Origin of the sequence: Macrococcoides caseolyticum, from assembly GCF_002902665.1 — a bacterium.
Taxonomy (GTDB): domain Bacteria; phylum Bacillota; class Bacilli; order Staphylococcales; family Staphylococcaceae; genus Macrococcoides; species Macrococcoides caseolyticum.
The window spans coordinates 65,011-88,622 of the sequence record NZ_PPRM01000048.1 but is presented as its reverse complement, the minus strand read 5'-3'; the positions used below and the strand labels follow the sequence as shown (position 1 = coordinate 88,622).

The 23,612-nt window shown below is 35.2% G+C and carries 22 protein-coding genes; 8 read left to right on the top strand and 14 right to left on the bottom strand.

Features of this window, described 5'->3' with window-relative positions; translation table 11 throughout:
* The first annotated feature begins 75 nt into the window (after window positions 1-75).
* Window positions 76-900, top strand: coding sequence for a formate/nitrite transporter family protein (locus CD152_RS07780; RefSeq protein ID WP_101140755.1), 825 nt, complete (start codon window positions 76-78; stop codon window positions 898-900).
* A gap of 33 nt (window positions 901-933) precedes the next feature.
* Here the strand turns inward: CD152_RS07780 and CD152_RS07775 are convergent, their stop codons facing one another.
* Window positions 934-1,572: a metal-dependent transcriptional regulator gene (locus tag CD152_RS07775; protein WP_101140756.1), complete on the bottom strand. Its 639-nt coding sequence runs from the start codon at window positions 1,570-1,572 to the stop codon at window positions 934-936.
* Between the two features lie 128 nt (window positions 1,573-1,700).
* On the opposite strand from CD152_RS07775, the gene CD152_RS07770 reads away from it, so the two are divergent.
* The 3 genes from CD152_RS07770 to CD152_RS07760 are packed head-to-tail and all read left to right on the top strand — an operon-like array spanning window position 1,701 to window position 4,159.
* Complete coding sequence (locus CD152_RS07770) at window positions 1,701-2,402, top strand: metal ABC transporter ATP-binding protein (protein ID WP_103214603.1); 702 nt, start codon at window positions 1,701-1,703, stop codon at window positions 2,400-2,402.
* Window positions 2,403-3,230, top strand: a complete 828-nt coding sequence (locus CD152_RS07765) for a metal ABC transporter permease (protein ID WP_101140758.1) — start codon at window positions 2,403-2,405, stop codon at window positions 3,228-3,230. It abuts the gene before it with no gap.
* Between the two features lie 5 nt (window positions 3,231-3,235).
* A complete protein-coding gene (locus tag CD152_RS07760) occupies window positions 3,236-4,159 on the top strand; it encodes a metal ABC transporter solute-binding protein, Zn/Mn family (RefSeq protein ID WP_101140759.1) in 924 nt (307 codons plus the stop codon).
* 15 nt (window positions 4,160-4,174) lie between these two features.
* Here CD152_RS07760 and CD152_RS07755 read toward each other — a convergent pair whose 3' ends face one another.
* From CD152_RS07755 to CD152_RS07735, 5 genes are all read right to left on the bottom strand, one after another.
* Entirely contained in the window at window positions 4,175-4,942 is a 768-nt protein-coding gene (locus CD152_RS07755) for a YibE/F family protein (protein WP_103214602.1), read from the bottom strand.
* Window positions 4,939-6,048, bottom strand: a complete 1,110-nt coding sequence (locus CD152_RS07750) for a YibE/F family protein (RefSeq protein WP_103214601.1) — start codon at window positions 6,046-6,048, stop codon at window positions 4,939-4,941. Before CD152_RS07750 ends, CD152_RS07755 begins: the two co-directional genes overlap by 4 nt.
* 111 nt (window positions 6,049-6,159) lie before the next feature.
* The gene (locus CD152_RS07745) at window positions 6,160-7,035 is read right to left on the bottom strand and encodes an SDR family oxidoreductase (protein WP_101140762.1); all 876 of its coding nucleotides are present in this window, start codon (window positions 7,033-7,035) and stop codon (window positions 6,160-6,162) included.
* A gap of 125 nt (window positions 7,036-7,160) precedes the next feature.
* Window positions 7,161-8,498 carry a sensor histidine kinase gene (locus CD152_RS07740; RefSeq protein ID WP_103214600.1) on the bottom strand — a complete coding sequence of 446 codons (1,338 nt, stop codon included), beginning with the start codon at window positions 8,496-8,498 and terminating at the stop codon, window positions 7,161-7,163.
* Window positions 8,491-9,162 carry a response regulator transcription factor gene (locus CD152_RS07735; protein ID WP_103214599.1) on the bottom strand — a complete coding sequence of 224 codons (672 nt, stop codon included), beginning with the start codon at window positions 9,160-9,162 and terminating at the stop codon, window positions 8,491-8,493. The genes CD152_RS07740 and CD152_RS07735 overlap by 8 nt, the downstream gene beginning before the upstream one ends.
* Window positions 9,163-9,240: 78 nt before the next feature.
* On the opposite strand from CD152_RS07735, the gene CD152_RS07730 reads away from it, so the two are divergent.
* Complete coding sequence (locus CD152_RS07730) at window positions 9,241-10,263, top strand: ABC transporter permease (RefSeq protein WP_165980781.1); 1,023 nt, start codon at window positions 9,241-9,243, stop codon at window positions 10,261-10,263.
* 2 nt (window positions 10,264-10,265) lie between these two features.
* Window positions 10,266-10,937, top strand: coding sequence for an ABC transporter ATP-binding protein (locus CD152_RS07725; protein ID WP_407943914.1), 672 nt, complete (start codon window positions 10,266-10,268; stop codon window positions 10,935-10,937).
* Window positions 10,938-10,975: 38 nt separating this feature from the next.
* Here CD152_RS07725 and CD152_RS07720 read toward each other — a convergent pair whose 3' ends face one another.
* From CD152_RS07720 to CD152_RS11875, 4 genes are all read right to left on the bottom strand, one after another.
* Window positions 10,976-12,523 carry a solute symporter family protein gene (locus CD152_RS07720; protein WP_103214597.1) on the bottom strand — a complete coding sequence of 516 codons (1,548 nt, stop codon included), beginning with the start codon at window positions 12,521-12,523 and terminating at the stop codon, window positions 10,976-10,978.
* Window positions 12,520-12,831 (bottom strand): DUF485 domain-containing protein, encoded by a 312-nt coding sequence (locus tag CD152_RS07715; RefSeq protein WP_101140767.1) that lies wholly within the window; start codon window positions 12,829-12,831, stop codon window positions 12,520-12,522. Before CD152_RS07715 ends, CD152_RS07720 begins: the two co-directional genes overlap by 4 nt.
* Window positions 12,832-12,963: 132 nt before the next feature.
* On the bottom strand, window positions 12,964-14,529 hold the full coding sequence (locus CD152_RS07710; protein ID WP_012655993.1) for an alanine/glycine:cation symporter family protein: 1,566 nt from the start codon (window positions 14,527-14,529) through the stop codon (window positions 12,964-12,966).
* Between the two features lie 100 nt (window positions 14,530-14,629).
* A complete protein-coding gene (locus tag CD152_RS11875) occupies window positions 14,630-14,800 on the bottom strand; it encodes a hypothetical protein (RefSeq protein WP_157820928.1) in 171 nt (56 codons plus the stop codon).
* Between the two features lie 75 nt (window positions 14,801-14,875).
* On the opposite strand from CD152_RS11875, the gene CD152_RS07705 reads away from it, so the two are divergent.
* On the top strand, window positions 14,876-15,358 hold the full coding sequence (locus CD152_RS07705; RefSeq protein ID WP_157827321.1) for a pyridoxamine 5'-phosphate oxidase family protein: 483 nt from the start codon (window positions 14,876-14,878) through the stop codon (window positions 15,356-15,358).
* A 79-nt stretch (window positions 15,359-15,437) separates the two neighbouring features.
* Here the strand turns inward: CD152_RS07705 and CD152_RS07700 are convergent, their stop codons facing one another.
* Window positions 15,438-17,438 (bottom strand): catalase, encoded by a 2,001-nt coding sequence (locus CD152_RS07700; protein ID WP_101140769.1) that lies wholly within the window; start codon window positions 17,436-17,438, stop codon window positions 15,438-15,440.
* A gap of 136 nt (window positions 17,439-17,574) precedes the next feature.
* Window positions 17,575-18,969, bottom strand: a complete 1,395-nt coding sequence (locus CD152_RS07695) for an amino acid permease (RefSeq protein ID WP_012655990.1) — start codon at window positions 18,967-18,969, stop codon at window positions 17,575-17,577.
* Between the two features lie 453 nt (window positions 18,970-19,422).
* Between CD152_RS07695 and CD152_RS07690 the strand changes: the two genes are divergently transcribed.
* Entirely contained in the window at window positions 19,423-20,142 is a 720-nt protein-coding gene (locus CD152_RS07690; protein ID WP_101141675.1) for an alpha/beta hydrolase, read from the top strand.
* A gap of 17 nt (window positions 20,143-20,159) precedes the next feature.
* On the opposite strand, the gene CD152_RS07685 is transcribed toward CD152_RS07690, so the two are convergent.
* Together CD152_RS07685 and CD152_RS07680 are read right to left on the bottom strand one after the other, a co-directional pair.
* Window positions 20,160-21,497, bottom strand: coding sequence for a sodium-dependent transporter (locus tag CD152_RS07685; RefSeq protein WP_101143185.1), 1,338 nt, complete (start codon window positions 21,495-21,497; stop codon window positions 20,160-20,162).
* 271 nt (window positions 21,498-21,768) lie between these two features.
* On the bottom strand, window positions 21,769-23,538 hold the full coding sequence (locus CD152_RS07680; protein ID WP_101141671.1) for an oleate hydratase: 1,770 nt from the start codon (window positions 23,536-23,538) through the stop codon (window positions 21,769-21,771).
* Window positions 23,539-23,612 lie beyond the last annotated feature (74 nt).

Genomic DNA, 23,612 nt, shown 5'->3' with positions numbered 1-23,612 from the left:
ATATGGCTATATATATACTTGATTGATTATGTTAAAATTATTGTGAATAAATGCACATATACAAGGAGGAATATTATGACACTGACACGACCCGTAAAAACACTTGAAGATACACATACTTCAAAACCCAATATCGAAAATATTGTTGGTCAAGTAGCTACAAAAGAAATCATGGTTGACCACACACCTGGCAGATACATACTGAAGTCTGTCATGTCTGGATTTTTACTTGCTATTATGACGGTATTAATGCTTGCAGTCAAAACACAGTTCGCAGGTGCAAATCCAGGTTTAATTAATTTACTTGGTGCAATCTCCTTTAGTATCGCACTTGTTATGATTGTGCTTACAAATTCGGAGCTACTAACGAGTAACTTTATGTTTATGACTGTTGGTCTTTATTATAAAGTTATTTCAATGCATAAAGTGACGAAGATTTTTACATACTGTTTTATAGGCAATATCATAGGGGGCTTCATACTATTCGGTATGATGACAGGGACTAAAGTAATGACTCCCGAAATGGTCGCTGCACTTACAAAGACGGTTGATGCAAAAACAATTGATTCTACGTGGCTTACAATTTTAATAAAAGGTATTTTCGCTAACTTCTTTATTAATATCGGAATATATATATCACTTCAATATAAAGAAGCACTCGCTAAAGTATTCTTTATCGGTGTTGGTGTTGTAATATTTGTATTTATGGCATACGAACACGTTGTTTACAATGCAGGGTTGTTTGCAGGGATGATGTTCTATAACATCGATGCATTATCATGGATTGATGTTATAAAAAATATTGTTTTCGCTTATATCGGTAACTACATCGGAGGCGGAATCTTTGTAGGACTTGTTTATGCATATTTAAACGGAAGTAGAAATGAAATAGAAGGATAATAATGAACGCCGAACTAGAGTTCGGCGTTTTTGTTATTTATAGTATAATTTTTTCGCATTTTCCATACTCAAACTTACAAGCTGATCATTTTTATTCAAATACATAATATGATTCGCTTCGTCTATAGATTGAATTACTAATGTATCATTGATCTTTATGTCATTTTCGTATAGGTATGATAATAATCTCACTTCATCGCGAACTTTTGACAGTGTGAATGAATCACCAGTATTCAGTTCTGTAATAGCATGGAGTGTCTCTTCCTGTAAACTGCCTCTTGGGATTAATGCCCCATGAGGACAATATTTAGGATAGCTTAACATTTTATCGAGACGTTCTATAAATAAGTCTGACACACGGTGTTCAAGAACTTCTGCTTCAATATGTACTTCATCCCAACGATAGCCTAATGTTTCAATCAGAAAACATTCAATTAAACGATGACGTTTTACAACTCGGGCTACTTCTTTTTCTCCGACTTCTGTCAGCATTGCACCTTTATAAGGTTTAGTAGTAATATACCCCTCTTTTTCTAATCGATTCGTCATCTCAGTTACAGACGGTGGCTTGATTCCAAGATGTGTCGCAATTTTTTTATTCGAAACATAGTCATTTAAACCATTGTTATGATAAATACACTTTAAATAATCTTCTTTTTCTTCAGTTAACATACTTCTTCCTCCAAAATTTAAATTTTATGAAAAATTTCCCATTGCTTTATTATTTTTTAAGTATTATATTAAATATAGTTTAGGTTTGCCTAAACTTATTTTTAAAATTTGTAAAAGGGATGGTATCTATGCTCTCAATTCATAATTTAAACGTTTCTATAGATGGACGTCATATTCTTCATGACATTAATTATACACAACAATTAACAGGAAAGCTTATAGGAGTTTTAGGCCCGAATGGTGCCGGAAAATCTACATTCTTTAAAGGTATGCTTGGATTTATCCGCTCAACCGGAGCAATAAGTCTCAATAATAAGCCATTAATTAAGCAACTCACACGTTGTGCATATATCCCTCAGAAATCATCTATAGATATCGAATTTCCTATTACTGTTATTGATACAATACAATCTGGTTTATACCCTTCATCCTTAAGGAAACATCGTTCTGATAATAAAAAGGTCAATGAATTAATGATGTTGATGGAATTAAGTGATATTCAGCATAAACTGATCAGCGATTTAAGTGGTGGACAATTACAACGTGTATTGATTGCACGAAGTCTTATGCAAGAAAAAGATATTTACTTTCTGGACGAGCCTTTTGTTGGTATTGATTTCAAAAGTTATGAAATCATTAAAGATTGCATCTTTAAATTAAAATCAAATCATAAACTTATATTTATCGTTCATCATGATTTAAGATCGGCTTCTGATTTGTTTGATGAATGTATCCTACTGAATAAAAGGATTATTGCTGAAGGCCCAACTAAAAGCATACTTACTGACGATAATATTAAAAAGACTTATTTTGTTCAAGGAGGTGTTTAAATGAGTTTTATCACTGAAATCTCAAACTATCCTTTCTTATCACGTGCATTAATTACAGCAGCGATTGTCGGAATCGCAGCAGGAGTAGTCGGATGTCTCATTATATTACGTGGATTAAGTTTAATGGGTGACGCGATGAGTCACGCTGTATTGCCAGGCGTTGCTCTAAGTTTTCTATTACATATACCAATGTTTATTGGAGCATTATTCACCGGTCTGTTAACGAGTTTATTTATCGGGGCAATAACGGACCGCTCTAAAACAAAAAAAGATGCCGCAATTGGTATTGCATTTACTCTATTCTTCTCTATCGGTGTCGTAATGATCAGCATGATGGAGACGACGACAAATTTATATCACATATTATTCGGAGATATACTTACGGTAACGAAAGAAGCAATGTACACAACGCTCTTTGTCAGCCTCGCAGTGCTCATCGTTATTATTGTCTGCTATAGACAACTTAAATTAACGACGTTCGATCCAAACTTCAGCAGAATGAACGGTATTAATCCCGCTTTCTGGCATTACACTGTAATGATTCTGTTAGCACTTATTACAGTCGTTAGTTTACAAACAATAGGCATCATACTCGTCGTTGCAATGTTGATCACACCCGCATCAAGTGCATATTTAATTTCTAAAAGCTTACACAATATGATGCTTTTATCTGCCACATTCGGATTATTCAGTGCAGTTACTGGTATATATATCAGTTACATACTGAACGTTCCAAGTGGCGCATGTATCGTGATTATTGCAACAATAATCTATCTCGTAATATTTACATTCGATCAAACAAAAAAACGATTCATTACGAAAGGATGAAATTTATGAACACAAAACATTTTTCTAAAATAATTGTCTTCTTTGCTCTGGCAGCACTTTTATTAAGTGCATGCTCGCAAGATAAAAATGAAGGAAAAATTAAAATTGTAACATCTAACTCTATAATTTATGATATGACCAAATCAATTGCAGGGGATCATGCAGACGTCATTAATATTGTACCTATCGGACATGACCCACACGACTATGAAGTTAAACCGAAAGATATTAAAGCCATTACTGATGCTGACGTCGTATTGTTTAATGGACTGAATTTAGAGACTTCAAGCGGATGGTTTCAAAAAGCATTACAACAAGGGGATAAGAAATTAGAAGATGACAATGTTATCGCTGTGAGTGATGGCGTTAAGAAAATTTTCTTAAATGAGCGTCATGACGATAATGCGATTGATCCACACGCCTGGTTAAGTATTGATAACGGGATTCTTTACAGTAAAAATATCACTAGAGCACTAGAGCGAGCAGATAAAAAACATTCAAAAGCGTACCATCATAATATGGAGCAATACACGAAACGCTTAACTGCATTAAGTGCGCAGTATAAAGATAAATTCAATGATATTCCAAAGTCAAAACGTCATCTCATTACGAGTGAAGGCGCATTCAAGTACTTCAGTAGAGATTATGAATTGAGCCATGCTTATATATGGGAGATTAATACCGAAAAACAAGGTACACCAGAACAGCTGAAGCAAGCGATAAACTTTGTCAAAAATCATGACGTTAAATCTTTATTCGTCGAAACGAGCGTCGACAAACGTAGTATGCAGTCACTCAGCGAAATGACTAAAACACCGATTTATGGTGAAGTTTATACAGACTCTATTGGTCAAAAGGGTACGGATGGAGATAGTTATTATAAAATGATGGAACATAACATAAAAACAATTCATAACGGATTGAAATAGTAGAGCGCAGCATAATTACATGCTGCGCTCTACTAATTGATGATAAATGATATAACTTGCCGTTACACACGTTACAGGAATCGCGATTGCAACCGCAACTCCTCCAGAAATAATCATTAATATTTCCTGGGAAAATACTTTAGAATTAATAATTTCTTCAAATGAATAACCTACATTTTTAAACCAGATTATCAATGTCATCCCCGTACCTAAATAAGCAAAGTATAATGTATTGGTTGTCGTGCATAATATGTCTTTTGCAACATTTAATCCTGAACGATAAAGTTCACTACGCGTTAAATGCGGCTCGTTCAGATAAATATACTCCATACTTGATGCAATTGAAACAGACAAATCAATAATCGCACCTAACACACTGATCATAATTACAAAGAGCATGACATTGAAGAACGAGACGCCTATACGTAATGAGTAGGTTGCAATCTCTTCCCCATCTTCCATCGGGAACCCCTGAATCATACCGAATTTTGTTGCTCCATATATAAAGATAAGCGAAATAACAAACGTAATAAATGTTGAAATCAAAGCAGAGATACTCACATTATCATATTTATTAATGATTAATATATTAAATAATCCCATTATTATGCTGAAACATAGTGCCACAAATATGACATTTGTATTAAGCACAACACAAAGGATTGCGACTGCCAGCATAAATATATTCATAAATATTGCAAGAAAAGCTTTTATTCCATTTTTGCGTCCGACAATTGCCATGAGCCCGAATAATATAATAATAAGTAATGTTAATGTCTTCATCGCTTCATCTCACCTCCAAGCATCGTGCTCGCAATCCATACCGTAATTGGTATTGAAAGTACGATACCGATACTGCCCGACACTGCACGAGCAAGTTCTAGAGACCAATGTAAACTAAACGTCTGCCATATCGGTGAATGATTTGCTAAATATAATATAATAATCGGTATTGCACTACTTAAATATGCAAATAATAAAATATTTGTCATCGGACCAATGATATCCTTTCCAATTTCATATCCCGATGTACGTAATGACTTCGTATTCGAAAAAGGCTGCGTTACTTTTATCTCATGTAACGATGACGTAATTGTGATTGCTATATCCATAACAGCTCCAAGTGTTCCAATAAGGATGGTCGTCAAAAACACTTTCTTTGGTGGGATTGTCAAGTAAGACATCGTTTCATAGCGAATTCCTTCAGCTGAGGTTAAATATATAACACTTTGTACTACGAGTAATGTTACTAAAGTGGCTGCGAGTGTGCTGACAATCGCAATCCATGTTTTCCTCGTAAATCCATTAACGAATGTGAGTGTGAGTATTGTACATAATACAACTGCAACACTCGCTATTAGTATCATGGGAATATGTTTATGCGATAAATAGAAATTAAATACAAATAACGTAATACAGAAATTTAAAATTAAACTGATAAGTGAATAGAATCCTTTCTCACCAACGATAATAATAAGCAGTAGCGTAAACACAGAAAATGCACTCACTAAAACGGTATCCCTCTTCTCACCTATAATTTGCGATTTATCTCCGGCTTTAATAAATACTTTCTGACCTCTTTTATATTGCTCATCATAAGCACCACTTTTAGTATATGTATTGGTTACAATGAATCTTTCACCTTTATGCGTATGATTCGTACCTATCATTTCTACAACTTGCTTATATACAATATCTTTGCGGTGATTCGCATCAATTGTACTTTCTTTCGATATAACTTCCACATGAGTCACCTTTGCAATTGTCTGCTTGTAAAGTGCGTCATTATTAAGCGTGAATACAATCACTCCGATACATATGATTAAAGTCAAACTGTATAAAAACCACTGTAATTCCGATCGTTTCAATATATTTTTCATTAAGACCATAGAGTATTCCTTTCAAATCAATGATGTTTTGAGAATACAGTATATCGTAAAAAATCAAAACTGATACTATATAAGTATATTTCACAAAAAAATCTCCCTTAACGGGAGATTTTAGTTGATTGGTGAGCCACCGGTAATACCATAAACTTGTCCGGTAATATAACTTGCATTGTCACTTGCAAGTAAAACATAAACATCTGCGAGCTCTACGGGTTGTCCTGCTCTACCAAGCGGTTCTTTTTTACCGAATTCTGGGATATTATCCTGTGGTTGCCCTCCACTTATTTGAAGTGGTGTCCACACTGGCCCAGGCGCCACACTGTTCACTCGAATACCTTTAGGTCCAAGCTGCGCTGCTAAACTCTTTGTCATAGATATGCTACAGCTTTTCGTCATAGCATAATCAACAAGATGCGCACTTGGTTTTACACCTTGAATTGAGCTTGTCATGATAATGCTGGCACCAGGTCTTAAATGTTTTAATACACTTTGAATTGTAAATATATTTGAGAAAACGTTCACTTCAAACGTATCTCGTACTTGCTGTTCATCTAATTGCTCAATATCATATTCAAACTGCTGCATACCTGCATTTAATACTAGTATATCTAATCCACCTAATGCTTCATATGCTTTAATTGCTACTTCACGCGCAAATGTTGACTCACGTAAGTCACCAGGCAATAACACGCACTTTCTACCTACAGCTTCAATGACACGCTTTACATCTTCTGCGTCTTTTTGTTCATCTGGATGATAGTTGATTGCGACATCTGCACCTTCTTTAGCATAAGCAATTGCAGCCGCTCTACCAATACCTGAATCTCCTCCGGTAACGAATGCTTTCTTGTCAGTAAGCTTATCTGCCCCTTTATATGAATGTTCTCCACAATCTGGTACCGGCTTCATTTCACTCTGAATACCTGGGTATACTTGTGGTTGCTTTTCATAAGACGCATTATAAAATTTATTTAATGGATTTGACATAGTATGACCTCCTTGATTGGTATAATTAACTATACCCTATCATTGCTTGTTTAATTATCTAGGGTATAAAACTATACATCAAAGAGATAGAGAGAGTACCAGATTAATGATTAATCTGATACTTCTTATGTGAACTTAATAGTAATTATCGTTCCTTTTTTTAATTCACTTTCTACTTCTATTTCAAAACCATGCAGATCAGCAATTTCTTTAACAATTGCCATCCCAAGGCCATTAGACGGTGCTTTATCTTCATGTACTTCAGCTTTATAAAACCTTTCAAACAACAGTTCCTTAGTTTTATCAGACATTCCGTAACCTTCATCTGAAATCTTAATATACTTGTGTGCGTCCTCTCCTAACTCAAACTTTATTTGAGTTTCTTCAGGGCTATATTTAATCGCATTAGAAAGTAGGTTGCTTATCATTTGATAACATAAATCTCGATGACCAAGTATTTCAATATCTTTAAGTTTCGTTGTAACAAAAATTTCTTTTTGATCAAGAGCATACATATGATTACGTATAACTTCCTGAATGAGTGTTTTTCCATTGAAATGTTCTTTGTCGATTGCAGTACCTGTCTTCTCAAGTGACGCAAGCATCAGCAACTGTTTCGTTAGTCCACTTAACCGTTGTGACTGGTGTTCAATGTCATCTAACAAACTAAAGTCTTTTGTTTGTCTGAGTTGTTTAATTTGTCCAAGTAAATTGGTTATAGGAGACTGAATTTCATGACTGACATTAGCAACAAAACGTTGATTCATTTCTTCGTGATGCAGTATCTTAGCACTCATTATGTTCATCTCATGTGCTAATACACCGATTTCATCCTTACGTTTTACTTGTGTCTGATAACCACTCTGATCTCCAATTTTGCGGGCTGCTTCCTTTAGTTGAACAACAGGACGCACGATATATTTAGATGAAATAAACACAAATAAGATTGAAAAGACAATAATACATAGAAACAGTATCGCAAGAAAAATTCTAAATTCATGCATACTCTCTCCGACATCTGGTCTAATGTAAACATCGTACATTTCATTATTAACTTTTATCGGCATACCGACTGTATTTCTAGTCTCATTATCAAAGAATCCCGTAATAAATACATTAAATGGCCTTTCTTTAATTCCATGATACGTTTCCATTAACGGGCCATTATTCGGTAAATTTTTCACTCTAAATGATGTACCATAGAAAGCTTTCTTACCATCCTTAACTGTTACTACTTGAAAATTTAAATTTGCAAGTTGTGTGAAAAATGCTTCCGGTTTTATTTCTGGGTGTGCTTCGATATATTTCTTCTGTGTTATTAAAGTGTTCGTTATACGTGTGTCGTTCTGTTCTTTTAGCGTTAAGTGATAATAAATGTTTGCGATGATAAATGAAAGTAATGAGCTGACAAGAATAACATGAAAGGTGCCAATTATAAATCGAGTAGATAGTCTTTTAAACATGATGCACCTTATATCCTACACCGCGTACAGTCTGAATCTCTACACCACTGTCAAATGCACCTAGCCTTTTACGAATACGTTTCACATGTACATCCACTGTTCGTTCATCTCCATCAAAGTCATATCCCCATATCTCTTCTATAAGCTGTTCTCTCGTTGCAACTTTCGGATAATGCCTCACTAAATAATATAGAAGTTCAAATTCTTTTCTGGGAAGATATAAAGACTCGTCTTCCATCGTCACCTCATAACTATCTGCATCGATTATCAGCTTTCCGAATTCAACCTTCTCTACCGCCTTCTCATAACGCTTTAATATTGCTTGTGCTCTAAAGATAACTTCTTCTATCTCAAATGGTTTAGTAACATAATCATCACTTCCTGCTTGAAACGCAATCCTCTTATCTCCGAGTGCATCTCGTGCAGTTAGCATTATAACAGGTAGTTGATAGTCCTGTTTAATTTGCTCGCACAGCTGGAACCCGTCAATGCCTGGCATCATAATATCAACGATACATAAATCGATACTTTCATTATCCAGCAGATTAATCGCTTCGTCACCGTTGCTTGCAACATACACTTGAAAACTGTGACGCAAAAAACCTTCTTTAACTTCACGACGAATAGCCGCTTCATCATCAACAACTAATATATTATTTTGCACAATATGTCCTCCGTTCATATTCCGTTCATATTCAACCTTTAATATATGTATTACAAACAAAGCGAAAGGTTGATCATTATGAACTTAGCACTAAAAGAAATTAAATATTATAAAGTGAAGTACTTACTCATTGCAGCAATTATATTTTTACTCTCATTCTTAGTATTATTTGTATCTAGTTTAGCACAAGGACTCGGAAAAGATAACGTATCATTCATCGAGCAAATGGATGCAGGTCACTATGTCATTTCAAAAGATGCAGATAATAATCTAATGAACACACCTTTGTCTAAACATGACCAAAAAGTATTAGAAGATAAGAATATACCGTTACTTAAGTTGCAACCAGTAAAGGTACAAAAAAACGAAAAATTTCTATTAGCAACGGTAACTGAAGACTATATGAAGCTACCTGCTGATAACAAAGTTAATCTTGATTCACATGCTTCAAAGACATTTAAAGAAAATGATACTTTAAAACTTAAAGATCAAGATAAAAAACTAAAAATTTCAGAATTCACACGTCACCAAATGTTTGCACATATGCCTGTCGGACTTGTTTCACAGGAAACTTATAACAACTACTTCAAAGATGCACCCGTAAATGCCGGTATTATCAAATCAATGTCAAAATCTGATATGAATCAGCTTAATGATGACTTAAAAGATGCAAAACTGATTACACCTGATAAAGCGATGAAAGGAATACCAAGTTATGAGGCAGAACAAATGCCGTTAAACTTAATGGTTATCTTCTTATTCTTGATCTCAGCAATCGTGATTACTGTATTCTTCTATGTCATCACAATTCAAAAAACAACAGAGTACGGTATCTTAAAAGCCATTGGCACAAGTAATAGAAAGCTTATCTTCAAACTTATGCAGGAAGTTATCTTTGTTGTAATGGTTAGTGTGCTCATAAGCATCGGCGTTATTTATATCATCAATATGAATTTACCGGCAACAATGCCGTTTTTCCTGAATCCTAACCTTATTTTCTTACTCATCGGTCTATTCTTAGTAGTCGCATTAATCGGTGTAATGCTTTCAATATATAAAGTACTAAAAATTGATCCAATTCAAGCAATCGGAGGAGAATAATTATGATAGACGTAAAACATATATCTAAATCCTTTAAACAAGGAGATACTACAACTGAAGTACTAAAAGATATTAACTTTACAGTAAATGACGGGGAGGTTGTATGCTTGTACGGACCCTCTGGTTCTGGTAAAAGTACACTACTTACGATTATCGGTGCACTCCTTCAACCCACGAGTGGCGAAGTAGTTATCAATGATAAATCGTTATCACACTTATCAAAAACCGAAATTACAAAGATGCGCCTTGATGACATTGGATTTATCTTTCAGGCCTCTCATCTTGTACCCTTCCTTACTGTGAAAGAACAACTCTTACATGTGGCATTAGAAAATGGTATGGATAAAAAAGAAGCGATGAAAAAAGCAGATGATTTGCTCGAAACATTTGGGTTATCACATCGTGCGAAAGTTTACCCTAAGAGCTTATCAGGCGGAGAGAAACAACGTGTCGCGATTGCACGCGCGTTTATGAACCATCCTTCTCTCATCTTAGCAGATGAACCGACAGCAAGTTTAGATTTTGAACGTGCTGTACAAGTTGTTGAAGTCATCAGAGAACGTGTGAAAGAGAATAACAGTTCATGTATTATTATTACGCATGACGAACGTATCTTTAAATATGCAGATCATATATTAAGATTAGAAGGCGGAAAATTAGTAAAAGAAAGATAAAGTATAAGGGTGAAATTGGCATGGTGCCAAATTTACGCTTAATGTGTCACTTCGGAATGAGCAATACCTGTCACAGACTTCACTTCAACTTCTCTGAACTTATCTTCAGATTCTGCTTTACCTAAATACGTTCCTAAGAACGCTCCGATAAATCCTGCAGGCACAGATATGATTGCAGGGTTCGCTAACGGAAATATGGGATTCGCTGTAATAAATGCTGTTCCATCAGGATTCATTACATTCGGGCTCAATATTACAAGCGCTAATGACGTTATTAATCCTGTTAAAAGTCCAGCGATTGCACCTTGAGTATTAAACCTCTTCCAGAAAATCGTAAATACAATTACCGGTAAGTTTGCACTTGCTGCCACACAAAAAGCAAGTGATACCAGGAAGGCAACATTCATATTTTGAGCAAACAAAGCTAGTAATATCGATAATACGGATACAGCTAAAGAAGCTATTTTTGCTGCTTTCATCTGTTCACGTTCTGATATATTACCTTTCTTAATAATTTCGCCATAAATATCATGTGCAAAAGCAGAAGCACCAGATAATACAAGTCCTGCAACTACTGCAAGAATTGTAGCAAACGCAACAGCACATACAAATGACATCAAGATATCTCCACCAAGTTTATCTGCAAGAAGAGGTGCCGCCATATTTCCTGCAGGATTTGCTGTAATAATTTCTTCACGTGTCAATAAACTTGCTGCACCAAATCCTAAAAATATTGTAAGTATGTAAAAAATCCCAATAATCCATGTTGCCCACATCACGGATGATCGTGCAGTCTTTGCATCACTTACCGTGAAGAAACGCATCAGAATATGCGGTAATCCTGCTGTACCAAATAATAAAGCAACGATTAAAGAGATATTATCTAATGGCGATTTCCCTTGTGACCCCGGATTAATATAGTCACTCTTAAGTTCAGGTGCATCAATGGACTTCATCGCACCAAACATGTTGGCGATACTAAAGTTAAAGTGCTTTAATACGAGAAAAGAAATAATAATCGTTCCAACCATCAATAACACTGCTTTGACCATTTGAACCCAGCTCGTTGCTGTCATGCCACCAAATAATACATAAATTGTCATCATAATTCCAACGATGATAACCGCCCATGTATAAGGTATATTGAATAAGAGCTGAATCAGCGCACCAGCACCTACAAGCTGTGCAAGCATATAGAAAATAACAATCGTAATCGATGATATTGCAGCCGTTGCACGTACTTTCTTCAGTTCAAATCGAGCAGCAATCATATCTGCTAATGTATACTTCCCTAAGTTTCGTAATGGTTCTGCAACGATATATAATACAATTAAATAGGCTGTTAAATATCCAATACTATAAAAAAACCCATCAAAACCCCATAATGCAATAGCTCCAGCAATACCTAAAAATGATGCAGCTGAAAGATAATCTCCTGCAATAGCCAGACCATTTTGCCATCCTGTCAGTCCTCCTCCTGCCGTATAGAAATCTTCAGCAGAATTTGTTCTTTTTGAAGCAAAGTAAGTAATAATTAGAGTTAAACTCACAAAAAATAAAAACATAATAATTATGGTTGTATTCATTGATCATTCCCCTTTCGATATTCATTGATGATTGCTTCTGATTGAATATCAAAGTGTTTCGCTTTAGACATATAGAGTGTTACAAGCGTCCACACCATAATAAAAAGCATAAATGCATAAATCCATGCCCAGGAAATATTCCAAAATGCCTCTTTATTCAAAAAGTCCGTATAACCAGTAAGAATCGGAAATAAAATTGTTGCAATAATAAAAAATAATGAAATCGGAAAGATAAAAGATTTGCGTTCTTTCTGCAATTGTTTAAAGTTATCACTGTGAGCGATCAAATTATAATCATTCTTTTCCATTTACTCATCTCCTCATTTTGTGTAGTTATGCACCCTATTTAATTCTATTTATTCGTCATAATATTGTCAATATTCAGATAATATTTTTGTGCATAATAAAGAAGGGATATAAATACTCCTTCTCTTCTCTAACTATTCTTCAATTTTCTCTTCTCTTAAACGTTTCGGATAATCTTCTAACCAGAATTTCGCATTTGGTAATTCATTTGGATTCGGTCTATAAATCGCATATTTACCAGATCCTTTCTCTTTCTTCTGTGCTTCAAAATCTTTAAGCGCACGTACTGCTGGTTTGTGTAAAATCCAGATTGCAATAATGTTACACCATGCCATAAGTCCTACACCTAAATCCCCCATCGCCCAGGCAACGTCTGCTGTTTTTATTGCACCGTAGAATGTTGCACCAACAATAATTAAACGTGCGACGTTAATTAAAAACTTATTTAAAGTTACACTACCGTTTTTCGTCAAATATGAGACATTCGTTTCTGCTATATATGCATACGCTAATATGGTCGTAAATGCGAAGAAGAACAGTGCAATAGCAACGAAATACGAACCAATACCCGAATATGCCGGGTCAAATTGATAACCACTTCCATGGAATGCTTTATCAATACCCGCTTGAACATACATTGCTGTTCCAGAATAGTCCTTCTCTCCATCAGCATTTAGTGCATATATGCCACCATCGTTAATTAAGTTCGGCATATCCCCCTTCATCGAGCCGTCCGTTGTATTGAATGTACCGGATAACAAGATAATTAAAGCAGTTGCTGTACATACAAATAACGTATCAACATATACTGAGAAAGCTTGAACTAAACCTTGTTTAGCAGGGTGTGATACTTCTGCTGCTGCGGCAGGGTGAGGCCCTGTACCTTGACCAGCTTCATTAGAATAAAGTCCACGTTTAACACCGATTTCAATCATCGCACCAAGTATCCCACCAAATGCTGATTCCATATTGAAAGCTGACTTGAATATTAATGCAAATAAACCAGGGACTTTATCAATATTAAGAACAATTATAACAACCGCTAATAAAATATATAGGATTGCCATAAAAGGGACTACTGCAGTCGCTACAGATGCAATCCAGCGAACTCCTCCAAAAATAATTAATGCTAAAATCACCGCAAGTGCTATACCGATAATCCATCCTTCGACTCCAAAAGCATTCTTCATAGAACTTGCAATGGCATTGGATTGAATACCAGGTAATAATAATGCAGTAGATACTATTGCCAGTACTGCGAATAATATCGCGTAACCTTTCGCAAATCCACCTTTCATTCCTGCCTCAATATAATATGCGGGTCCCCCACGATACTCACCGTTAATCTCTCTCTTATAAATTTGAGCCAGTGTAGATTCGATGAATGCTGAACTCGCACCCAAAAATGCAGTCATCCACATCCAGAATACAGCTCCCGGTCCACCGATATAGATTGCTGTTGAAACACCGACAATATTACCCGTTCCTACACGACCAGCAAGCGATAAAGCAATTGCCTGGAAACTAGAAATTCCTGTAGGTGACTTCTCCCCTTGAAACATTAGTCGGATCATCTCTTTTAAATGCCTGACTTGAAAGAACTTCATTAATAATGAAAATGAAATCCCTGTAATTAACAAGCCATACACTAATGGTTTACTCCATACAATCTCGTTTAAAAAGCTTACAATCCCTTCCATACATCCCACCCCTTAAATATTATAGTGAAGCGATACACTTATTAATTATATATTCACTAAAGACGTATGGCAATAGATATTTATAGATGATTCTGAATATTTAGTTTATAAATTTTTTTATTAAATTTTCTATATCTTTTTTCCAGAAGAAACGCTCTTTCTTTGATTGATAGGCAATTGTAATTAAACCATTTGTCATCCAGCTTGAAAATAGTGGGTAAGGTACCCCCATCTCAATGATATCGTCAATCGTTACAAATTCTTTTTCCATATTTAACCTCTTTCTATGCATAAAGCATTAATATGTAGGGTAATTATAATATATAAAGAATATGGAGGCGATAATATGAATCAAAAGGAAAGCTATAATAAGCTATTTGAACTAATAAAAAAAAATGACATTGCAATGATGACAACTATCCAAGATAGTAAGCTTGTTTCACGACCAATGAGTTATCAGGATGTAGATACAAGTGGGGATATTTGGTTTATGTCTACTCGCACAGAAAAAACTGAAGAGATTGAGAAAGATAATCGTGTCAATCTATCATTTGCTAACAAAGGATACGTGTCAATTTCAGGGAATGCCTTTATCGTAAATGACAACGACAAAATTAAAGAATACTGGAGTAAAGGAATCGAAGCTTTCTTAAAAACAAATCCTGAAGATCCGAATGTTGTTCTAATTAAAGTCGTTCCTGAATCAGCAGAGTACTGGGCAACAGATGAATCAGTTAAAACTGTTGTTGAAGGTATTAAATCACTTTTTTCGAAAGAAAAAGGTAGCAGAGAAGACAGTTCATTGAATGAATCACTTAATCTTAAATAGTATGTAAGCACAGTAGATTGCTCTGCTGTGTTTTTTTTATATTCAAAATTAAAAAAGACCTCACGTAGAGGTCTTTATTTTACAGTTGTCTATCCCAATGTCTTTGTTTTAATAATTCATCAAGATAATTATTTGCAGAACCATCAATTTCAACGATTCCCGGCTCGTCTTTTTGTACAGATGTTACATCAATTGCTGCCTCAGATCGTTTGCTAAAACCAATTGTCTTAAAGTGTCTATTTGCTGCTTCAACATAGTCTTTCGCTTTCGGTAAGAGTGGCACTTTTGCATCCAGTACGATAATACCGTCAAAGAATGTAGAGTGCACAGTATCAAATGTTTCAGATACTTTTAATGCTCCGATTGTCATTGCCTTCTCAGCAACAAGCTTGAAGTTGACATTGTTATCACTTAAGTTTTGCACGAGGGCTTTGATCTCTGATTCATTTGAACTTGCAGTAACCATAATTGCAACAGATAACGTATCAAGTTTCTTAACTGTGTTTTCCATACTTAATGCCGGAGACTTTTTATCTGATTTCACTTCTTCATCAGTTGTAGGAGCTTGAACTCCAATTTTATCTGCAATTTGAGTCGCTAAGTCTTTATCTACTTTATTAATATTAGCAATTGCATTTTCTTTTACAAAGTCATGCTTACATTTACCTAATTCAAAAGCAAATCCATCTCTTAGATGTTCTTTTTCCGGTTGCGTTAAGCTATTATAGTATAATTTTGCTTGTGCATAATGTTCTTTAAAACTATCACTTCTTGCACGTACTTTATGCGCATCTATCTTCTCGTGATATGATTCAAATCCACCTTCTTCAACTGGTGTTGTATGTGGATTATTATTATTGATTGCATTGTTATGATAAGATGTTTGTCCTTTATGCACGAATGATTGGTGCATACCATCACGTTGATTATTCGCAAATGGGCAGACAGGTCTGTTAATAGGGATTTGGTGGAAGTTTGGTCCACCTAGACGAGATAACTGTGTATCAGTATATGAGAATAATCGCCCTTGTAATAATGGATCGTTACTAAAGTCAATTCCCGGTACAAGATGTCCTGGATGGAATGCAACTTGCTCTGTTTCTGCGAAGACATTATCTACATTGCGATTTAAAGTCATTTTACCCACACGTTTAACTGGCACTTCTTCTTCTGGCCATAATTTCGTTGGATCTAATATATCGAAATCAAATTTAAACTCATCTTCTTCAGGTAAAATTTGAAGTCCTAGTTCCCACTCAGGATAATCACCTTTATCGATAGCTTCATATAAGTCTTCACGGTTATAATCTGAATTCTTACCCGCGATGATCTGCGCTTCATCCCAAACGAGTGAATGCGTGCCGAGTAATGGTTTCCAGTGAAATTTCACAAAGTGTGACTTTCCCTCTTTGTTGATTAAACGGAACGTATGTACACCGAAGCCTTCCATTGTGCGGAAGCTCTTTGGTAAACCACGATCACTCATGGTCCACATCGTCATATGAGTTGACTCAGGGTTTTGCGCAAAGAAATCCCAGAACGTGTCGTGAGCAGTACCACCTTGAGGAATTTCATTATGTGGTTCTGGTTTTATTGCGTGTACTAAGTCCGGGAATTTAATTGCATCTTGAATAAAGAATACAGGAATATTGTTACCTACTAAATCATAATTACCTTCTTCAGTATAGAATTTAGTCGCAAATCCACGTGCATCACGTACTGTATCATTTGATCCTTTTGAACCTTGTACAGTAGAGAAACGTACAAATACAGGTGTCTTTTTTGATGTATCTGTTAAAAACTTCGCTTTTGTATATTCACTTAAATCTTCATATAGTTCAAATTCTCCATGTGCACCATAGCCACGAGCATGCACAATTCTTTCAGGAATTCTTTCGTGGTCAAAATGCGTCATTTTTTCTCTGAAATGAAAGTCTTCTAATAAGGTTGGTCCACGTTCTCCAGCTTTAAGAGAAAATTCATCCTCAGCCATTTTTAAACCTTGATTCGTCGTAAGTGCAGTATCTTCTGAGTGGTCTCTACGAAATGCTTCTAATTGCTCATCTTTTTTATTAGTCATTATCGTTCCCCCTATATATAGTCTTACATTTCAGTATTCCCGTTCACATGTATTCAAAACGCATATAAATTGAATATTTTTCAAATATAAAAAAGAGGAAGATACATTATTATTGTATCTTCCTCTAAAGGTGTAGTTATTTTTCTAAAAATTTACGTCCATCATCTAACTTATGGAATCCTCTTAAGAAATACACACCAGCCATCGCTGATAAGAAGATGATTCCGATAATTACTGATACACGCGTATCCACGTTAATTAACATACCTATCAATACTAATACTAAGAAGCCAATCGCTAAATAATCAGATACTGGTGCAAACGGCATTTTAAATGGATGATTTGCTGCAAGTTCTGGTTCACGCTTTCTGAATGCTAAATGACTGAATAAGATCATAAACCAAGGAATCATACCTGGTAAAATTGAAGCGCTGTAAACATATACGAAAATGTTTTCTGCACCATCAATAAACATCGGTAAGAAGATATTTAATAATACCCCTACAAAGATGCCGATAGAAATCATCATAACCGCATATACTGGCACACCATTTTTCATAACGCGTGCAAATGCTTTTGGCATCTTACCTTCTTGCGCGAGCGTAAATACCATACGACTTGAACTGAATATACCTGAGTTACAACCTGACATTGCTGCAGTAATTACTACAAAGTTAATAAAACCTGCTGCAACTGTAATCCCAACTTTAGCAAAAGTAGCTACGAATGGGCTACCTACGTTACCTAATTGGTCCCATGGATAAACTGTCACAATAACAAAGATTGCTCCAATGTAGAAAATTAATATACGCCATATAATCCCGTTAACTGCTTTTGTAATATTTTTCTGTGGGTCTTTCGTTTCACCCGCAGTAATACCGATTAATTCCACACCTTGGTAAGATCCTACTACCATTGATAGTGCAAAGAAAAACCCTGTAATACCGTTCGGGAAAAAACCACCGTGTGCGGTTAAGTTACTTAATCCAATTGGATTACCGTTATTTCCAAATCCAAATAAAATAATACCTAAACCTGCAATAATCATTAAAATAATTGTTACAATCTTAATCATTGCAAACCAGAATTCAAACTCTCCAAACGCTTTAACTGAAGCCATGTTCGCAGCTGCCAATGTAATAATTACAATAACTCCAGGTATCCAGCTTGGTAATTCCGGCCACCAGAACTGCATATACTGTCCAACTGCGATCACTTCACTCATCCCTACTACAATCCACTGAAATATATTTGCCCATGCAGTGACATAACCTGCCACTGGATGAAGATACTCAGAGGCATAATCAGCAAATGAACCTGTTGTCGGGTATAAATAAACAAGTTCTCCCATTGCACGCATAATTAGAAATAAAAACAAACCAGCTACTAAATATGCAAGGATAGCTGATGGGCCAGTCCATTTAATCGTGCTTGAAGCACCCATAAACAAACCTACACCAATTGTTCCCCCAAGTGCTATCATCTGTACTTGTCTTGAACTTAAACTTCTTTTTAAATGATGATCTTTCATAATCTTTGACCCCTTTTATTTTCAATTCTTTTGTTCAAATTCATGGTGTCTTCTCCAAGTATCTATTATAATATATATCGATTTTGCACGAAAACGTTTTCACATTAAAGTGTTAAATTTCTCTGAAATAACTTCCGATTAACTAATTTTTATGTAAAAGCGCATATATACTATCGAATAATTTTTTAATTTTGTATTCAATATGAATATATAGATATCATAAGTTTTAATAATGATATCATTCGAAATAAATTATATAAACATAATATACAGAGTAAATGATGGGTTTGTCTATACATTTCTTTAAAAACAAATATTTTAAAGCAAACATTTATCTGTTAAAAAAATTTATTTTTATTATTTAACAAAGACAACATTTCATAAATTAAGTCGAACAAAAGTCTTTTATACCTCCGCCCTTACTTTTATAATGAAGGATAAGGAGGAATATTCATGCTCAAAATTAAAGCTCCACAAACAGTTTATTTCCAAGGAAACGATCACGCAGTACTCTTACTCCATTCATTCACTGGTACGACAAGAGATATGAAGTTAATTGGTGATGCATTAGCAGAAGCAGATTTTTCATATATGATTCCTGCTTATCCAGGACATGGGCAGCCTATCGAAACATTTATACAGCATTCAATAATGGACTGGTGGAAAGTAGTTGAAGATGCGTATTTACAACTGCTCGCACAAGGGTTTCAAAAAATATCTGTAATTGGTGTCTCACTTGGTGGGCTATTCACCTTAAAGTTAGCAGAACAATTCAATTTTCATCAAGCAATCATTATGAGTACCCCGATGCATAAAGAAGCTGTGAATTTAGAAGAGAGATTGAAGCATTATGCAGAGAACACACAAAAAATATTCTCTGAAAATGAACTTTCAGAGAATAATATCAATAATCTAATAAAAAACTATTATGGCACTCCTTTGTTCATACAAATGATTGATGAGATTATGACGCATCTATCTGATATTCAAACACCGATTTCGATTCTTTATGGTGGTAGAGACGATATTTTTTACCAAGAAAGCGCTGAATTCATCTATCGTAATGTTCACAGTAACAAAGACATCCTAGAATTTTCCGAAGCTGGTCACCTTATGCCTAGAGGTAGAGCTCAAGAAGAAGTGATACGTTATATCGTTGGTCAACTTACATAATGAAATGTGCAAAACCTTTACTGCATCAATTGATTGATCATCACAAATAATATGACGATTGGAATAACATATCGCAGTAATATAATCCATACATTAAATAGTTTATTCTGATATGGCTTCTGGACGAAGTGTGCTTTCATTATCTTTTTGTCTAGTACGTAACCTGAGAACAACGTATAGCATAATACACCAATTGGCAACATGATATTGGATACAAGGAAGTCCATATTATCAAAGAATGTTCCTTTTAGGAACTTCATGTCACTTATCGGTCCAAATGATAGTGCACACGGAATACTTACAATGAAGATACCTAAAATAATCACAAGAACAGACTTCATACGTTTCGTATTATCATTCTTTGTCATGTTTGAAACATTGATTTCTACAAGATTGATGGATGACGTAATTGTTGCAAAGAAAAACAGCAACAAGAAAATCAAATAGAATATTGAGCCAAATGGTAGCTGATTAAAGACATAAGGCAACACGATAAATAGTAAACCAGGGCCTTGTGCATTATCTATGCCCAAAGATGCCGTGGCTGGAAATATCGCCAATCCCGCTAATAACGTGACTAAAATGTTAAGTAATACAATATATCCTCCTGCTTGCACAAGATCAGTTCCTTTTTTCATATAAGAAGCATAAGTCAACATCCCCCCAAACCCTACAGATAAAGAGAAGAACGATTGTCCTAACGCAAATAAAACGGCTTCTTGATCTAGTTTATTAAAGTCTGGATTTAAAAAGAATGATACACCTTCCATCGCATTTGGTAATGTTATGGACCGAATGATCATAATGAGAAACATTACAAATAACATCGGCATCATAAACTTAGAGACACGCTCAATACCATTTTGCACCCCTTTAATAACAATAATGCCCGTTAATGCCAAGAACAAAATAACCCCTGCAATTGTATTCAATGGATTTGATATGATACTACCAAATAACACTGTATAATCTTTGGTCGCATCTCCAGTAAAAATCACTTTTATCGTACGAATAATATATATTAAGATGAAGCCGCCGATAACGCTGTAAAAACTCATTAATAAAAATACCCCGATATTACCAAGATAGCCGATTAAATCATACTTCTTCTTACCAGATAACTTACTAAATGCTCGTGTACTATAAGTCTCCCCAGCGACGCCCATCACAAATTCACTCATTAATATTGGTAATCCAATAAATAAAGTGAAGATGATAAACAAAATAAGGAATGCTGCTCCTCCATTATCAGCCATCACATAAGGGAATTTCCACATCGCCCCCAAACCTATCGCTGAACCTGCACTTGCTAGTATAAAACCTAATTTTGATGTGAAACCTGATTGCCTCTCCATATAAATCCCTCCTAAAATAAATATAAAAATAAAAAAGAGACCGTGTGTACACACGATCTCTTAAGTATAGAGACCGCTCATACATCGGCCTCTTAAGCGAATGCTAAGGAAGCCGTCATAGATACTTATACCTATGACGGTTATAAGTATCAGGACAGCTGCCACCAATTATTTAATTGCATAGTAGTGTATTTCATAATACTAGCTCCCTTATCAAGAATTGTATTCATATTAACAATTATATTTTAATACGTCAATAAATTTCTGAATATTATATCAAATTTGCTTCTTCTAATAGTTCTTCAATGAATGTACCAGATGCTTTCTTCAATAAGCGTTTTTCTACCAATCTTTCATAGATTGGCATATCAATTTCATCTAGTTTCTTGCCATCATTCAGTACAGATAACGCATGTAATAAAATTCTCACATCGTATACTGAAGCGAATACTTCAGGCACTCCACGGTCTACTTCTAGAAGTTTATACACCGCTTCCATAGCAGTTCTTACTGAATATTCTGTTGTAAATACGGTATCTCTTTCTGTTTCTGCAAAGTTACCTATAAATGCAATATTCTTTGAACCATGTGGTACTACTAAAGGACGGTCTCCTTCTTTACGCGGCATAAAGTAAGCGGTAATGTACGGCATATAGCTTGGAATTGTATTACATTCTGCTGCTAGTGCTGAAATCTTCTCTTCAGGAACACCCATATGATAAAGCCATTCTTCACAAATTTCTTTACCAGAACACTCAACAATTGTTTTATTTGTACGTTCTCCACGTTCATCTGAATAAAGTGCGTAAATCCATACACTCACTTGATCATCAGGTTGATTTTTAAACTGCTGTTGTCGATTTAGCGTAAAGCTTAACTGCCAATTTGAATCATCTACAGTAACGATACCGCCGGTTACTGTACGACCTGATAATGGATCGCGTTTACAAATTTTTTGAATATAATCTATAACTTCTTTATTATTTGTTGTTGCTGTAGCAGACACGAACCAGCTTTTTTCTGGTAAATCTTTATAGAATTTAGCTGGATTACCAAACTCCTCACATTGCGTACTTAAGTTTTCCCATAGTTGCCATGCGCCACCAGGTTTTGTTGTAGGCGGTGCAGGTGTATCATTATCTCCATAAGTAGTACTTTCAGTGATGCTGCCATTTGTTACAAATACTAAATCATTTTCAGTTAAAGGAATTGATTCCTCGTTACCTCTGCGCACGATGTCTATTGCCTTTGCAACTTTTGACTCTTTTGAACATTCAACTTGTATATTCTTAACGGTTACACCATATTCAAATGTAACGTTCTTCGCTTTAAGATGCTCAATCAGAGGCATAACAAGTGATTCGAACTGATTGAACTTCGTAAATTTTAGGGCTGAAAAGTCTGCAAGTCCGCCAATATGATGGATGAAACGCATTAAATATCGACGCATCTCCATAGCAGAATGCCAAGGTTCAAATGCAAACATCGTTTTCCAGTAGATCCAGAAGTTTGAGTCTAAGAAGTCTTTACTGAAGACATCAGAGATCTTCACATCATTCAGCTGTTCTTCTTTCATTAAGCATAGCTGGATAATTTCTTTATTTGCTTTTTTTGTTAGAGTCATTTTTCCATCTGATTCTAGGCGTTGTCCACGATTTTCTATTACGCGGCACTTCGAATAGTTTGGATCTTCTTTATTTAACCAGTAAAATTCATCCAGAACAGAAGCATCTTCGACTTCCAATGATGGTACTGAACGAAATAAATCCCATAAACATTCAAAATGATTCTCCATCTCACGACCGCCACGCATTATATAGCCACGTTCAGGATTCAATATTCCATCCAAGCTTCCTCCAGGGAGATCGAGTTCTTCTAATATATGAATATTTTCACCTTTCATTTTACCATCTCGTATTAAAAAACTTGCCGCTGCTAATGACGCTAAACCAGAACCAACTAAATATGCAGACTTATTATCTACCCCTTCCGGCTTCTTCGGTCTTGCAAATGCTTCATAGTTTCCATTACTATAGTACATAAATACCACTCCATTCGAGACATATAATTTAAAGTTGCATGCTTGCTTTATATTCATTACTCTAACGCATTATT